The sequence below is a fragment of the Gardnerella coleohominis genome (genome assembly GCF_002896555.1).
GTDB lineage: Bacteria > Actinomycetota > Actinomycetes > Actinomycetales > Bifidobacteriaceae > Bifidobacterium > Bifidobacterium vaginale_F.
In genome coordinates this window covers 45,482-61,415 of record NZ_MNLH01000003.1, presented here as the reverse complement: position 1 = coordinate 61,415, position 15,934 = coordinate 45,482, and the positions used below count along the sequence as shown (strand labels likewise).

Genomic DNA, 15,934 nt, shown 5'->3' with positions numbered 1-15,934 from the left:
AAAATAAAGAATTTCAATTAGGCCAAGCGATTAGGCCCAGCAAATCAAAACCAGCAAATCAAGCCCAGCAATCATAGCAATATATCAGATCTAATAATCAAATCAATCTATCAAATCAAGAGATTAAATCCAGCAATTAAATTTAGCGCTTAAAAGATGTAAGCTAATAACATAGCTTCAAGCAACTAACATAGGCAGAATAATGAACAATACTTATACACATTTAAAGAGCATACTAAAAATTGCGCGAACAATAGCAGAGCATACTCTTATGATCACGCTATGCGCATGGTTTGCTTTGTGTACAAGTATCGGGCCTATTTTTAGAATGCAAAATTATGAAAAATCTTCAATTGGTAAAAATGTAGTTTTTTATTCTATTACAGATTTTCAATGGCAAAACTGGCTAATTCTCATTATTTCTTTCGCCTGCTATTACTTAATACTTCTAATCGCTGTACAATTTGGTAAAACTTCACATCTTCCTAATTGCATAATAAAATCATGGAATTTTGTTAGAAAACTTATTTCTAAATATGCTCATAACTTAGCAAAATCTTCAACAAAATTACCAAATTACCTTCTGATTCCAATAAAACTCTCACACTACATTTCTGTATCAGCTATAAAATTTGCTCGAACTGCCATTATAAATATAACTTCTACGCGTTTAAGACTTATAATCACGCTATTTATTGGGTGGCTGTGGATTCCAGTTACACTTTTAGCTGCCTATGGCGCAGATATTTGCTCACAAATACGCGAATACAGTTGGGCTTGGAATCAAGTTACTGGATTAAAACAACCTTATATTGGATTCTTTAGCTTTGTTCCAGCCGATATTTATCCGACAGCACATTATTTATGGCCATCGCAACCAACGTATTTAACAGATCAGCATAATATTGTTTTAACTGTTATTTATGGATCAGTAACAGCCGTTTCTAGGTATTTCACCGACTCGAATGATGCAGGAATCGTAATACTCGCGTCTCTTCAATTCCTATTCGCAATATGGTGTTGTGCTGCAACAGCGCACAGATTCCTAAACCAGCCGTGGAAAAGTCACCCTGACACTCCTGTTTTCATACGTTTTGCCGTATTAGTCACATTCTTATTAAGCCCACTCGTTATTTTTAGCACTATCGCTTTAACAAAATCACCATTATTCGCATTCGCTTTCACATGGTGGTTTGGAACTTTATACGAGCTTAGAAATAAAAACTACAAATGGTACACAATACTAGAACTTGTTATATCCGTATGCGTAATGCTTATAGCAGCAAAATACGCTTGGTACATTCTAGTAATCCAATTTGTGATACTACTTATAAGCGAAAGAAAACGTTGGCTCATATGGGTTTGCTGCCTACTTTTACCAACTATTGCAATACATGGTTCAATCGCATTACTTATACACAATGGAGTAATAATAAGCGGAGACCCGATTGAAAGCCGCGGACTTCAACTACAACAAATCGCGCGCATTGCCAAATTAGATCCAGAAAGCATACCTAAAGAAGCACAAAAAGAACTAGCGCCAATTTTTAATATTGATCAAACTGCTGAAACTTATAATCCTCAAGATGCCGACCCTGTTAAGTCTTCCGGAATGCAATCTAAAAAAGTAAGCTACCGTTGGCGTTACGTAAATAAATCGGACTTAAATAAATTTAATCACGCTTGGTGGCTTATCGTTTCACACAGTCCTGTTGTAGCTACAGACGCATTTTTAGCGAAAACTTACGGTTATTTTGATATTACAGACAAGCCTTATGTTGGACCAGAATATTACATTTACACAGATAATATTTTTAATTCAACGTGGATAAAATATTGGATGCCAGATTGGCGTAAAGATGTATACAATACTTCAAGCGATATAAGCGATAGTAATGAGTTTGGATGGCTTATTCACGGCAATACGTATGTTATTGCAACGTTACTTATTGGCATTGCAGAATTAGTTTGTAGAAGATGGAAAACATTCGCTTTACACATGCCGTTAGCGCTTTTAGTTGGAGTTATGATGCTTGCTCCTGCAAATAATTTTGAAAGACATATGCTACCAGTTGCTTTTGTTTTTTGGTTTACAGCTTTAACTTTTTGGCGCGAATCACTAAAAACAGAAGAAATGCCGACGATTGATAAAAATGGCACGAATCTGAATAAAATAGAAAACACTTGTTCTAATAAAATATCTAATAAAACAGAATAAATGGAATAAATATAATAAACAAAATAAAAAAGAATAAACAGAATAAACTTGGGCTAATAAAATAGAAGTTAAATATTCTATTAAACGAACGATAACAAAGGTGTGAAATGAGTGACGCGATTTGCGCAGAGAGCAATGATTCTAACGATAAGAATCATACGTCTCTAGCAGAAGGCGATTCGATTTCGCCTAGGAATGATATTCCTCAATCACTTAGCTTAGATATAGATTTTCTTTCACTTTTAACAGGAGTTAAAGCTGACGGAAGTAGTATTTATGCGTCAGAGCACTCTAAACAATCCGAGCAGTCCAATCAATACAATCAATCCAATCGCGAATACGAAAGTAGTGCATACCAAGGCGCATCAAATAACGCATACTCAAATAACGCATACCCAAATAACGCTGAATTATCTGCATACCCTGTAGCAACCACGAATACAACAAATCCTGTAAATACAGCAAACACTGATTCTTATGAATCTTCTATAAATTCTGAATCTAATTCGGAATCGCCATACAAAACTAATTACGAAAATCAAAAAAACTCAGAAGAATCAACTACTTCGGAAGAACCGACTAAAAAACGCAAACATCATCTTTGGCATTTTGGCTCTAGAAATTCTCAAAAGAATCAGGAATCTAAAGACGACAAAAATTCCAAAAACGCCAAAGACGCTAAAGATAGTCAAAAAACTAACGGTGACGATACACCACATTTCACAGTATTACCAACAGCTCCTTCTAGTGAAGAAAAATTAGGTATTTTTGACAATCGAGACGGTCAAGTTTTCGATTCTGCAACAAGACTTCGTTTGCATACTCTTATTGCAACATGTCTTATGAACGGTATTGCAGATCAAAGAGTAAGCGCATTAATGCATCTCTTACAATGGCCTAACAACCCTAAGATTATTGTTATTGCCGGCACTTATGGAGCTGCTAAAAAGAAGGACAATGGCCCAACTAGACGCGTAGTAACGCATGAAACACCAAACAATACAGATACGTTACGCAGGACTATTTGGCCAATGCTAAGCTCATGCAATGCTTATGACGCTATAGTTGAGAGCGTACAAAGCGACGCTATAGAACGCATAGCTTCAGCTTGGAATATTAATTCGATAGTTCACTCTAAAGAAGAAAAAAATAAAAGTAAAAGCAAAAATGATAATAACGATTTTGAAAACAACGGATTCGCTTCACCATCGCATATCATCATTCTTGCTATTCGAGAAGATCCGCCTAAACAAGCTTTAGAAAAACTATGCAGCGTATTTGAGCCGTCAAAAAAACCGATTGTTATTAGTTCAATAGCTAAAAGCGTCAGTCAAGTATCTTCAGCAATCACCGCAACTCTTGCGTCTCTTGCAGTGGCTCCGTCAGTTAATCATTTGCCAAATATTATTCACACAGACGACGTACTCCCAGAAAGAGCACTTATTGGCGATTCTTCAGCTATAGATACCTTGTATACTTCGGTTTATCAAAGCTTAGCGCCTTATAGCGAAGATGATCCTACTTTGTCTACTATCGATATGTTCTTGAGATTTGGCGGCGCTCTTGATCAAACAGCACACGAGTTAAATGTTCATCCAAACACTGTGAGATACCGTTTGCGTAAAGTTGCACAGACAACAGGATGGGATGCAACAGATCCACGCGCAGCATACGTTTTACAAACAGCTATTACTATTGGGCGTATACGCGATTCGCATTAGACTTTGCGAGAATTTAAAATCAACAAATCTTGATCTGCAAACGCTAAAGAAAGCAGGATAGCTAAACAAGCGAAATTCTTAAACAAGCACAAGATTGTCGCGATGCACAACTGGATGCGCATACTGTCGCCCAAGCGATTCCTCAAGCTCATCAGTAGTAAGACCCATAATTTCAGGGATTTCCTCTGAATCAAAAGCAACTAAGCCTCTAGCTAAATGATTGCCTTGCTCGTCATCAATCCACACCGGATCAGTCGCAGAAAAATCGCCGCGCACGCCCACAATACCAGCCGCAAGCAAGCTTGCACGACCACCGCGCACAGCTTTTGCAGCACCACTATCAACTATTAAAGTTCCGTTAGGATTAGAAGCAAAACCAATCCACAGTCTTCTAGAAGAATCGCGCGAATTAATCGGAGCAAACACAGTGCCAACTGCATCTCCAGCAAGCGCAGGCCCAGCATTATTTGCACAAGTAAGAACAGTTGGAATACCCGAAACAGCAGCAACATGCGCTGCTTCCATCTTCGTAACCATACCCCCAGTTCCTACTCCAGAAACACTAGAGCCAACTTTCACTTCTTCTAAAGCGCGATTAACATCTGGCACAAAACTTATACGTTTAGCACCCGGTTCGCTAGGAGGCGCAGTATACAAAGAATCAACATCCGTAAGCAAAACTAAAGCATCCGCTCGCACAATATTCGCAACTAAAGAAGCTAACCTATCATTATCTCCAAAACGAATTTCATTACTTGAAAGAGCATCATTTTCATTGACAATAGGAATGATTCCAAGCTCAAGCAAACGTAGCATGGTACGCTGAGCATTTCTATATCTAGATGGAGAAATAGTGACATCCGCAGTGAGTAACATTTGACCTACGCGGAAGCCGAATTGCGCGAAAGCAGACTCGTATTGAGCCATAAGCAGACCTTGACCAACAGAAGCTGTCGCTTGCTGAGTTGGTACATCTTTAGGACGTTCATTAAAGCCAAGCAATCCAAATCCTGCTGCAATAGCGCCAGAAGACACTAGAACCACATTAGCTCCAGACATTTGAGCGTGACTAATAGCTGCAACAAGAGCACGCAATTTTTGCACGTCCAAATGACCGGATAAATCTGTAAGAGAACTAGAACCAACTTTTACTACAATGGTGTGCGCTTCGCGAATTGAACTCCGAACCCCCTCTTCGGTAGGATCAATTGCTTGACTACTCATATACCATCCCCTTATGTATCTTCTTGTTTTAGTACCCTTACTTTACCAGTATTTACTAGCTTTTACTGAACTTTACTGAACTGGCTTTTACTAATCTTTACTGGCTTTTACTAGTCCTATTTTGCACTACTCGCCACGGCCAAATAAACTATTTTCGTCATGACGATCATCGTCAACAGACGGATCCGCCCAGTGTCCAGATTTGCGCTCAGCCATCATAGCGTCGCGAACCGCAGATTTTGCATCCATCATAATGTGATAATCGCGTCTACGTTCAGCATTAGTACGCCTTGCACCACGCGGATCATTCGCTTCAAGTCGCAAATCTTTACCACGAGCACCCAAATTAGCGCCATCTAAGCCTTCAGCTCCAGCAGCAATACTTGGATCCCAATCAAAGCAAACCATACGATTTCCGCGGCCAATCCTAATCTCATCTCCAGGACGCGCGCCCTTCTTGCGTAGCTCATCTTCAACACCAAGCTTTGCAAGACGATCAGCCAAGTATCCAACAGCTTCATCGTTATCAAAGTTAGTCTGAACAACCCAACGCTCAGGTTTTGCACCAGTAACAGTGAACCAGAAATCGCCGTTCCTGTCTTCCTCGCGCTCAATAGTAAAATCTGCACTATTGCCACGGCCATCATCACGACGTCTACGCAACGTTGATGCAGACTGCTCAAGAGGCTGAATAACAACACGCTCTTCTTCACGCGCTGCTTCCTCTGCAGCGAGCTTCTCACGCATTTCTTCAACCATTCGCCCAATCGCAAAACCAAGCTCTTTCAAGCCTTCATGCGATGCAGTGGAAATTTCGAATACAGTTAATCCCATTTTCTCAAATTCACCACGTACAAAATCAGCCAATTCTTTAGCTTCAGGCACGTCTACTTTATTAAGAACAATAATGCGCGGACGCTCAGGAATTGGAATCGCGCCCAATGGAAGCTCAAGCTTATCAGCGTATTGTGCAAGCTCATGCTCAAGAGCATGATAGTCACTAATAGGATCACGATTAGGCTCTAAAGTAGCGCAATCAATTACGTGCGCAATAATTTCCGTACGTTCAATATGACGCAAAAACTCAAGACCTAAGCCTTTTCCTTCAGAAGCTCCTGGAATTAAACCTGGAACATCTGCAATTGTGTAGCGATAGTTACCAAAACTTACAACTCCCAGATTTGGCACTAAAGTCGTAAAAGGATAGTCTGCAATTTTTGGTTTAGCTGCACTAATCGAGGCAACTAAGCTTGATTTTCCTGCGGAAGGGAATCCAACTAAAGCCACGTCTGCAATTGATTTAAGCTCTAAGATTACGTCACGCTCTTCGCCTGGTTCTCCTAAAAGAGCAAATCCCGGAGCGCGGCGAGTTTTATTAGCAAGAGCAGCATTTCCGAGTCCGCCGGCACCACCAGCAGCAGCTACAAATCGATCGCCTGTCTTATTTAAATCTGCTAATACTTCTCCTGGGCGCTTAGATGCTCCAGCAGATCCTCGAGCAGTAAAAATCACAGTTCCAACCGGCACTGGCAATATCAAATCAGCTCCCTGTGAGCCATCTTTTGTATCACCTAATCCCATAGTTCCGTTTTCAGCATTGCGATGCGGCATAAAACGATAGTCGAGTAAACTATTAGCATTACGATCAGCTACGAAAATAACCGACCCACCGTTTCCACCATTGCCACCATTAGGGCCTGCTAACGGCTTATACTTTTCACGACGTACGCCAGCAGAACCATTTCCGCCGTCTCCGCCTTTCACATGCACTGTTACGCGATCTACAAAATCACTCATACCTGCTACCTTACTCGAATATCTAAATTTGACTAGTTCAATTGACTAGCTAAATTGACTAGCTAAACACGAATTGAATAAGCTAACTCTGAATCTAACTCAGAATCTTATACCGGAATAAAAAAGCCGCACCGATCGGGGTGCGACTTAAACGTTTTACTATCGACTACTGTCGAAATTGCTTAGGCTTAGTTAAAACTCAGGCAGTCACAACGTCAACAACCTTGCGGTCGCGACGAACGCCGAACTTCACATTGCCGTCCACCAAAGCGTACAGCGTGTGATCCTTACCCAAAGCAACGTTCTGGCCTGCGTGGAACTTAGTACCGCGCTGACGAACGATAATGTTGCCAGCCACTACAGCTTCACCGCCGAACTTCTTAACGCCAAGATATTGCGCCTGTGAATCGCGACCGTTGCGCGAGCTAGACGCACCCTTCTTATGTGCCATCTTGCTGTCCTTTCAGGTTTATAACACCGTCAATCAGGCGATGGCCGTGATCTTGACGAGAGTCAACTTCTGACGATGACCCTTGCGACGAGCCACACCAGTCTTATTCTTATACTTCATAATGCTAATCTTTGGACCCTTGGCTTCGTCATTCAAGACTTCAGCCTTCACTGTGATCTTTGCAAGATCCTTAGCGCTTAAGGTCACCTTAGCACCGTCAACAACGAGCGCGACCGGGAATTCCACGGTATCGCCCTTCTTTGCATCGAGACGGTTAACGAGGATGGCGTCTCCAACCTCAACCTTCTCCTGATGGCCACCGGCCTTCACAATCGCGTACATAATCTGTTCCTTGCTATCTGGAAAGCTTATTTTGCCCAACACGCAGCACTTAAGCCTGCGCTCAGACACCGACTATCTAAAATACACCAACCTATGTACTAACGTCAAGAAGGTGTTTTCTCAAGCCGAATTAGACAATAGTCACTATTCTACTCATGGCATATACTTTATTCATTCAGACTTCACTCAGATTGCTCATCTGCAGAATAAGTAGAAGCATTTTGTGAATCTTCGTGATCTATCGTATCTTCTGTTGATTCAGAATTTTCACCAGTCTCATTTTGCGTATCTTCTTCAGAATCAGCCGCAAAATCGTCTTCAACTTCAGAAGAAACTTCAGAAGAAACTTCAGTATCAGCTTCAGTATCAACCGACTCTGCAGTCACAGAATCATCAGATTCAGAATTTTCACCAGTCTCATTTTGCGTATCTTCTTCAGAATCAGCCGCAAAATCGCCTGCTACTTCAGCACTAACTTCAGTATCAACCTCAGTATCAACCTCTGCACTAACTTCAGCTTCAGTTGCATCTGCCACTTCAGTCACTTCAGTAGCTTCAGTCACACCAATAGCATCATTAGACTCAGTCGCTGTGAACTCAGCATCAGTGGATTCAGCCACAGCAGACTCAGTATCAGTAGACTCAGTATCAGTAGACTCAACCACATCACTCACGTTATCAGAGGATTCCGCAACATCATTAGCGTCAACTGACATACTCGCAGCAGCCGCAGCAATACGAGCCAGCTTCGCACGAACATCCGCACTAGAACCCTTTGGCTTAGGAGCAGCAGGCTCTACAGAAGTGCCATGACCATACTTATTCGTCTTAATAAACGGATCTCCACCCTTAAGCGCGTAAGGATCAGCATATTCCGAAGAAACAGTTGGCTCATCGTGCAAAATAAATCCACGACCCTTACAAGTCGGACATTCCTCCGAAAATGCTTCAACTAGTCCCTGACCAACTCGCTTACGAGTCATTTGCACAAGTCCAAGAGAAGTAACTTCCGCAACTTGATGCTTAGTACGATCTCGTGCCAAACACTCAACAAGACGGCGCAAAACCAAATCGCGATTAGCAGGCATAACCATATCAACATAATCAATCATGACCATGCCACCAATATCACGCAAACGCAACTGTCTAGCAATCTCTTCAGAAGCCTCCAAATTGCATCGCGTAACAGTTTCTTCCAAAGACTTACCGCGACCAATAAATCGTCCTGTATTAACGTCAATCGTTGTCATAGCTTCCGTGCGATCAATCACAATAGATCCGCCAGAAGGCAAATAAACTTGACGCTCCATGCCCTTACGCAGCTGACTATCAATCTGCCACTTATCGAACACATCCCTGCCTTCATGATCCACAGGATCCCAATACTCAACCTTGCTTCTCAAGTCAGGAGCCATCATTTCCAAATATTCATCAATTCGGTGATAAACGCTTTCACCTTCAACAATCAACTTTCGGAAATCATCGTTGAATATGTCTCGCACAACGCGAATTGCAACATCAGGTTCGCCTTGTAACAATTTAGGACGCTTGCCATGTAAGAATTCTTCGCGCTTTTCACTAATACGCTGCCATTGACGAACTAACGACTCTAAATCTTTAGAAATCGCTTCTTCACTAGCACCATCAGCAGCAGTACGAATAATCACACCCATATCTTTTGGAGCAATCTTCGAAACGATACCGCGCAAACGCGAGCGCTCACGATCTGAAAGCTTCCTACTAACGCCAGTCATACCGCCTGAAGGAACCAATACTAGGAATCGACCAGCAAGAGTTACTTGCGAAGTTAAACGCGCACCCTTATGCCCAATAGGATCCTTAGTAACCTGCACTAAAACAGGATCTCCAGACTTAAACGCCAATTCAATAAGTCGAGGCTGGCCTTCCAATCGAGTCATATCCCAATTAACTTCACCAGCATATAAAACGCCATTTCGAGATTGGCCAATATCCACGAATGCAGCTTCCATACTTGGCAACACGTTTTGCACGCGACCAAGATAAATATTGCCAACAGTAGCAACTTCTTGTATATCTGAAACGTAATGTTCTACAAGAATATTGTCTTCAATAACTGAGATCTGAGTATGACTATCGCGCTCACGAACAATCATCAAACGATCTACATTTTCGCGACGAGCCAGGAAATCCTGCTCCATAATGAGATTTTGTCGACTACGCTCACGCCTATTATCGCGACGACGCTGACGTTTTGCTTCAAGTCTCGTAGATCCTTCAATATCTGTAATTTCGTCAATATATTGCTGTTTACGCGAACGACGAACCATATTTGAGTCATTCGAAGAAGAATCATCATTCGAAGATGAATCAGATACATCAGACGAATTAGACGAGCTAGACGAATCATCATTCCTGGAATTCCTGCGACGGCGACGACGACGCGTATAAAGAGTTTCCTCCTCATCTTGCGCACGTAATTCTTCTGGATCCGGTATTAAATCGCGATCTTCTTGCGAAACTTCAATTTCGTCAATATCTATATCGTCATTTTCTGAATCACTAAAATCAAAATCAGAATCGGAAACAGAAGACGATCCGGAATCAGAGCCATAATTTCCTGACGCTAATTTAGAAGATTTATCAGCTCTTGACGATCTGCGACGGCGACGACGACGCGTATAAAGAGTTTCCTCCTCATCATTATCGCCATTAGCTCCATTATTTGAATCAGATTCTGCAAATTCATCTACATTATCTCCGCCATCTGAATTAGCGGATTCGTTTCTGTCAATATTTCTATTATTCCTACGAGAATTTAATGAATTAGACTTCTTATCTTCATTAGAACTGGAATTTTCAGAAACACTAGAATCGTCAGAATTATCTGAATTCCCGAAATTATCCGAATTATCAGAGTTGCTTAGATTATTTTGCGAATCATCTACTCTATTTCTACGACGGCGACGACGCGAACCCTTTTCAAGATTCGCACCATTATTAATTAAATCGCTTATATCGATAGTATCTTCGATTTTGCTGTCAATAGGAGAATAAACGATGTCATCATATTCTAAATCTTCTTCAATTTGCTCAACTTCAGCCGCAGCCCTACGCTCTGAAGCATTCATACGACGATTCTTACGCGAACGCTTAGAAGAGGAATTATCAAATGAATCATTAGACTCATTACTGGAACTATTCGTGTTATTCGCACTATTCGCGCTATTTTCATCGTTAGAAATATTCTCGTCGTTAGAATTATTCGCAAAATCTTCCGAAGATTTATTTTCAGACTTATTAGACGATCTATTAGATGACTTTGAAGACTTATTCGCGGTCTTACCTTCAGCTTTACCTTCAGCTTTACCTTCAGCTTTACCTTCAGCTTTACTGAACGAAGAATCAAACGAATCTTCTAAAGACAAATCGTCAAAATCCATACCCTCAAAAGACTTATAATCTTTGATATTTTTGTTAGAACGATTTGTCGATCTTCTACTAGAGGATTTATCAGCTTCAATATTGTTATCTAAATTGTTATCTAACTTGTTATCTAAACGATTTCTTCTACGGCGACGCTTAATAGACGAATCTTGGCCATTGCTCGCGTCAGAATCATCATAATCATCGTAGCGATTCCTTCTATAATCACTCTCGTAATCTTTCGAATAACCATTCGAATAACCATCAGAGTAATCGGAATCGTAGTCTGAATCATTCACATAATCGCCGTTATAATCTGCGTCATAATTGCTTTTGTAATTGCCACTTCTATAGTCGTCTTTATAGCCGGAGCGGCCATAGCTTCTGCCATATGAAGACTTATATGCTGAATCCCTGTAATCCGAATCCTTGTAATCTGAATCCCTATAGCCTATATAATCCGAATCCTTATCCTTATAATCCGAATCAGCGTAATCTATATAATCATCGTAATTATTGTTAAAATCATCATCACGATATCTGAAATCACCGTTAGAATTATTCGAATTCTTGCGAGAACGCGAGCGAGAAGAATTATCTTCCGTCATACGATTTCTAGACAAACGTCCCTGATTTGAGCGAGTACGCAAACGACTTTCACGAGCACTCCCACGACGATCTTCCCTGATATTTTCCCTGATATCTTGGCCAGCATCGCGACCATCTTCACGTACTTCGCTTCTTAAGTCATCTTGCGAATCATCAATAAGATTTACTCTACGCTTGCTTCTGCGATCGTTTCGATCAACACGATTATTAGAGTCATCTCTATTATTGCGATCATTACGATCATTGCGCTTGCTTCGATTATCACGCTCTTCTTTTCGCAAATCACTAGTTTTATTTAGCGAATCACTAGAATCTGCACTACGCTTATCTGCGCGAGTTTCACGACTGCTATCATTACGATTATCCCTACTAGCCCTAGCGCCACTGCTCGTTCTAGTATCTCTACTATTCCTAGATTTGCGACGATCGTTTTCATAAGAATCGTCATCACTAGTTAAATTATCTGTTTCTTCTTTAGCGCGCTGAGGTAAAACAGGTTCACGGAAAAGCAAAGAAGTAATAGAACCTGCAGATGACGAGTTTTCTTTCTTACTGCCTTCAACGTGCAATTCCATAGCTTCCCCAGCAGCACCAGCAACTCGCACTACTCTACGACCACTACGGCGACGCGAAGTTGATGAACCGTCATTAGACGACGAAACTACATTAACAACGTGTTCAACTACATTTTTTGCGGAAGAAACATCCGCAGATTGAGCTGCAGATGAAGAAGCCTTAGTTGATTGAATAGCAGATGAAGTCTCAGACTGAGTCTCCGAAGATACTGAAGACAATACTGAAGACGATACTGAAGAATTGGCTACAGACTTATCCTCAGATGAAGTCGCGGAAGTATCTGCAGAAACATTTTCTACAGACGATTTACTATTTTCAGCTTCGCTCTCATTGAAGCTTTCTTTCGTTATATCAGGCACAATAATCCTCACGAAACGCTGCAATCGTCTCGCATTCCTGGCCGAGATGTGGCATGCTTACGCCATACACCAACATTCTCAAGCTCTCAACAAAGTCTAACTGCGCGGACAGCGGACACCAAGCCTCGCCAAACTCATGCAAGGGGATCGACGCCATCGGACGCTATGGCGGCTTGCAGTGCCACCGCTCTCTAGTATGCCATAAAGTGTATAAAACTACACACAAAGCATCTTAAACTGTTCAAAAAAACTATCTAAAAGTTCTCGTAAAATATCTGAAACTACACGTAAACTACACTAAAACTGTTGTAAGTTATATAACACGTTTATAGTATCTCATGAAACTGAAAGATTGCTTCACATATCTCTTTCATAATTCGGAGGCTCAAATGGGCTTAATAAGCGCTATGCAAGGTTTTTGCGTAATTGGCATAGTAATCGTAGCTGGATATATTACAGCACGCATGCGTATTGGCGGACCTCAAGCTCATATGGTATTAAATCGCGTAAGTTTCTTCGTTTCCAGCCCTTGTTTAATGTTTGCAATTCTTTCCAAACAGCCAATTTTTGAGATTTTTCATTCTTCTATTTTTGTTGCATTCTTTTCTGCAATGATTGTTGGATTAATTTTTGTTTTGCTAAATTGCGTATTCTTCCATCTTCCTGCATCTGATTGCACTATTGGCGCGCTTAATTCGCTTTACTTAAACTCGAACAATATTGGCCTTCCGGTTGCAACGTATATTTTAGGAAATCCTGCGCTCGTTGCTCCGATTTTAGTTATGCAACAGGCCGTGTTTACTCCTGTTGGCTTGACGGTTCTCGACATTACAACTACTGGAAAATGTTCACTTAAGCGCATTGCACAGCAGCCTTTAAAGCAGCCACTTTTAATTGGTTCGCTTGGTGGAATTATTATTTCTGCAATTTCCGCAAAAGTTGGCTATTTCCCTGTTCCTAATTTTCTTTACGATCCTATTAAAATGATTGGCGATTCTGCAGTTCCAATGATTTTAATGGCTTTCGGAATGTCTCTTTATGGCAGCAAGCCTTTGCAAAAGGATTCCAATCGCGCTGCCATTGCTGCAGTTGCGATTCTGAAAAACTTGATTATGCCAATTGTTGCGTTTTTGTTGGCTTATTTTGTTATGGGTTTCCGCGGAGCAACTTTGTATGCGTGCGTTGTGTTAGCTGCGCTTCCTACTGGTCAAAACGTGTACAATTACTCTGCTCGATACAATGTTGGCTTGAGTTTTGCTCGCGACGGCATACTATTTTCAACTATTACTAGCCCGATTTTTATTGCTGTAATCGCGGCGCTTTTAGGATGACTTTAGAAGCGACTGATACGAGTGGTATGTGCCCATTTCTGAACACATACCACCAGTGCATGCTTTATAAATGCTTGCTATAAGCAAACTTTTATAAATGCATCATCTCACGCTCTGGATTAAGGAACTTCGTGAACTTTACAGCCTTTAACAGCAAAGCTATGAGACATGGCAAAATTATCAACACAGGAATTGCAACAATAAAGAATCCTTCTGCTTCTATTAAGAAATATTCTGAAAATAGATATGGTAAATTTAAATAAGCGTTATGTATACCGAGTATAGTAACAACAAGATAATAAATATAACCAATTACAGCTGCTATGAAATTTATGAGAATATATTTCCAAAAACTTGCAGCTTTATATTTTGTCATCACCCACTGTAGTAGTTCTACAAGAATCATAAAAATAACTATCGATGAACGTTGCCAAAAGAAGTCTCTAAAATAGATTCGTACTACAATATCAATATGTTCCAAATGCGACGAATTTAATATTTCATATGTCGCAAATGTTAAAAAGTCAGTAACAAAAACTACTAAACCACATGCAACAGTAAAGAATCTTTTACGTAATACTTGAGCAAAACTAAGCATTATTGCAAGCGGAAATATGCAAGAAAAAATATCGTCTTCAATATACCAAATCAACCGCCTATTCTCAAGAAAAAAATCTATTGATAAGACTTCTTGTACCCGTGAATCAAAAAAGGAACTAATTTCAGAATGATAATAATTGAAAACAAATGCGAAAATCACTGCTATAACAACAACTATAATCGCAGAAATAATTTCTTTAGCATTCCACCTAAAAGAAAACTTACGAGCCTGCTCTTCAATATAAGCAGGATTAAACCTACCATTCACATAACCAGCTCGAGTAGCAAACGCAGGACTACCATACGGACGACCCATAGGAACACCACCATACGGAGGACGACCATACGGTCTGCCCATAGGAGGCTGACCATACGGAGGCTGCTGACTCATACGAGGCTGGACAGGCTGACCATACGGCTGACGGTATTGGTACGGATGAGCAAACTGCTGCTGAGCAAACGGCTGACCCATCTGCTGTGGATTCATCTGCGGTTGAACTGGCTGACCATACGGACTAACGAACTGAGGCTGCTGCTGCATTTGATCATGATGCTGCGACGACTGACCATACGGCTGACCATACTGCTGAGAATATGATTGGCTATACGGCTGACCATACGCCTGAAAATTTTGAGAATAACCAGCATTACCAGTAACACCACTACTGGAATTATTATTACCAGCAACACCATTCATCTGATTTTCGCTCCGATAATCATCAACACCATTATTGACATCACTCATAGCAAACCTCCAAATCTAACACTCGCCATAACACTCACTGTTAAAAATCTCTCCCAAATAAAACAGTCAGCCGATAAAAATAATCCAACAAAACTGTCAGCTTATTATACCTCCATCAACAAATTAACCCCACAAACAGTAACATTAAAAAACTCAATACTTCCCTATTAAAAAAGTCCACAAACACAGGCGCATTACCCAGTGATTGTGGACTTAATCGATGCTATAAAACAACCTCACACTATGCAATCACAATGCATGCTGAGCAAGAAGCAATTTGCACGCCTCTCGCACAACATCACCTACCTTCACACCCTGCTTATCAGCAGAAGCTTTTAAAGCCTCAGCGTCCTCAACAGATATACGGAAAGTTATAGGCAACATAGCTTCTTCATAAAGAGGAGGTCTACCAAGAGGCTTCTTAATATGCAAATTGCCAGCTTTCCCATGATAGATGCCTTTTTCGGCATCGCTTTCCCATTTATCAAGCATTTCATCAGTGACATCAACGCCACCTTCACCGCGAAAATTATCCATAATTACTCCTACTATCTCG

Annotated in this window: 10 protein-coding genes; 3 read left to right on the top strand and 7 right to left on the bottom strand. The window is 40.8% G+C overall.

The window, feature by feature from the left end; all coding sequences use genetic code 11:
* Window positions 1–202: 202 nt before the first annotated feature.
* Window positions 203–2,218: a DUF6020 family protein gene (locus tag BFS05_RS03715; RefSeq protein WP_103084663.1), complete on the top strand. Its 2,016-nt coding sequence runs from the start codon at window positions 203–205 to the stop codon at window positions 2,216–2,218.
* 107 nt (window positions 2,219–2,325) lie between these two features.
* The gene (locus tag BFS05_RS03710; protein ID WP_103084662.1) at window positions 2,326–3,939 is read left to right on the top strand and encodes a helix-turn-helix domain-containing protein; all 1,614 of its coding nucleotides are present in this window, start codon (window positions 2,326–2,328) and stop codon (window positions 3,937–3,939) included.
* Window positions 3,940–4,017: 78 nt separating this feature from the next.
* Here BFS05_RS03710 and proB read toward each other — a convergent pair whose 3' ends face one another.
* From proB to BFS05_RS03685, 5 genes are all read right to left on the bottom strand, one after another.
* Window positions 4,018–5,163, bottom strand: a complete 1,146-nt coding sequence (gene proB, locus BFS05_RS03705; RefSeq protein ID WP_103084661.1) for a glutamate 5-kinase — start codon at window positions 5,161–5,163, stop codon at window positions 4,018–4,020.
* 126 nt (window positions 5,164–5,289) lie between these two features.
* Window positions 5,290–6,960: a GTPase ObgE gene (obgE, locus tag BFS05_RS03700; RefSeq protein WP_103084660.1), complete on the bottom strand. Its 1,671-nt coding sequence runs from the start codon at window positions 6,958–6,960 to the stop codon at window positions 5,290–5,292.
* 199 nt (window positions 6,961–7,159) lie between these two features.
* Window positions 7,160–7,411, bottom strand: a complete 252-nt coding sequence (rpmA, locus tag BFS05_RS03695) for a 50S ribosomal protein L27 (RefSeq protein ID WP_103084659.1) — start codon at window positions 7,409–7,411, stop codon at window positions 7,160–7,162.
* A 33-nt stretch (window positions 7,412–7,444) separates the two neighbouring features.
* Window positions 7,445–7,753 (bottom strand): 50S ribosomal protein L21, encoded by a 309-nt coding sequence (rplU, locus tag BFS05_RS03690; protein WP_004111933.1) that lies wholly within the window; start codon window positions 7,751–7,753, stop codon window positions 7,445–7,447.
* A 182-nt stretch (window positions 7,754–7,935) separates the two neighbouring features.
* A complete protein-coding gene (locus tag BFS05_RS03685) occupies window positions 7,936–12,702 on the bottom strand; it encodes an Rne/Rng family ribonuclease (RefSeq protein WP_258004232.1) in 4,767 nt (1,588 codons plus the stop codon).
* 389 nt (window positions 12,703–13,091) lie between these two features.
* Between BFS05_RS03685 and BFS05_RS03680 the strand changes: the two genes are divergently transcribed.
* The gene (locus BFS05_RS03680; RefSeq protein WP_103084658.1) at window positions 13,092–14,033 is read left to right on the top strand and encodes an AEC family transporter; all 942 of its coding nucleotides are present in this window, start codon (window positions 13,092–13,094) and stop codon (window positions 14,031–14,033) included.
* A 91-nt stretch (window positions 14,034–14,124) separates the two neighbouring features.
* On the opposite strand, the gene BFS05_RS03675 is transcribed toward BFS05_RS03680, so the two are convergent.
* Window positions 14,125–15,378 carry a hypothetical protein gene (locus tag BFS05_RS03675; protein ID WP_103084657.1) on the bottom strand — a complete coding sequence of 418 codons (1,254 nt, stop codon included), beginning with the start codon at window positions 15,376–15,378 and terminating at the stop codon, window positions 14,125–14,127.
* A gap of 249 nt (window positions 15,379–15,627) precedes the next feature.
* A complete protein-coding gene (locus tag BFS05_RS03670; protein ID WP_103084656.1) occupies window positions 15,628–15,915 on the bottom strand; it encodes a toxin-antitoxin system antitoxin subunit in 288 nt (95 codons plus the stop codon).
* Window positions 15,916–15,934: the final 19 nt, after the last annotated feature.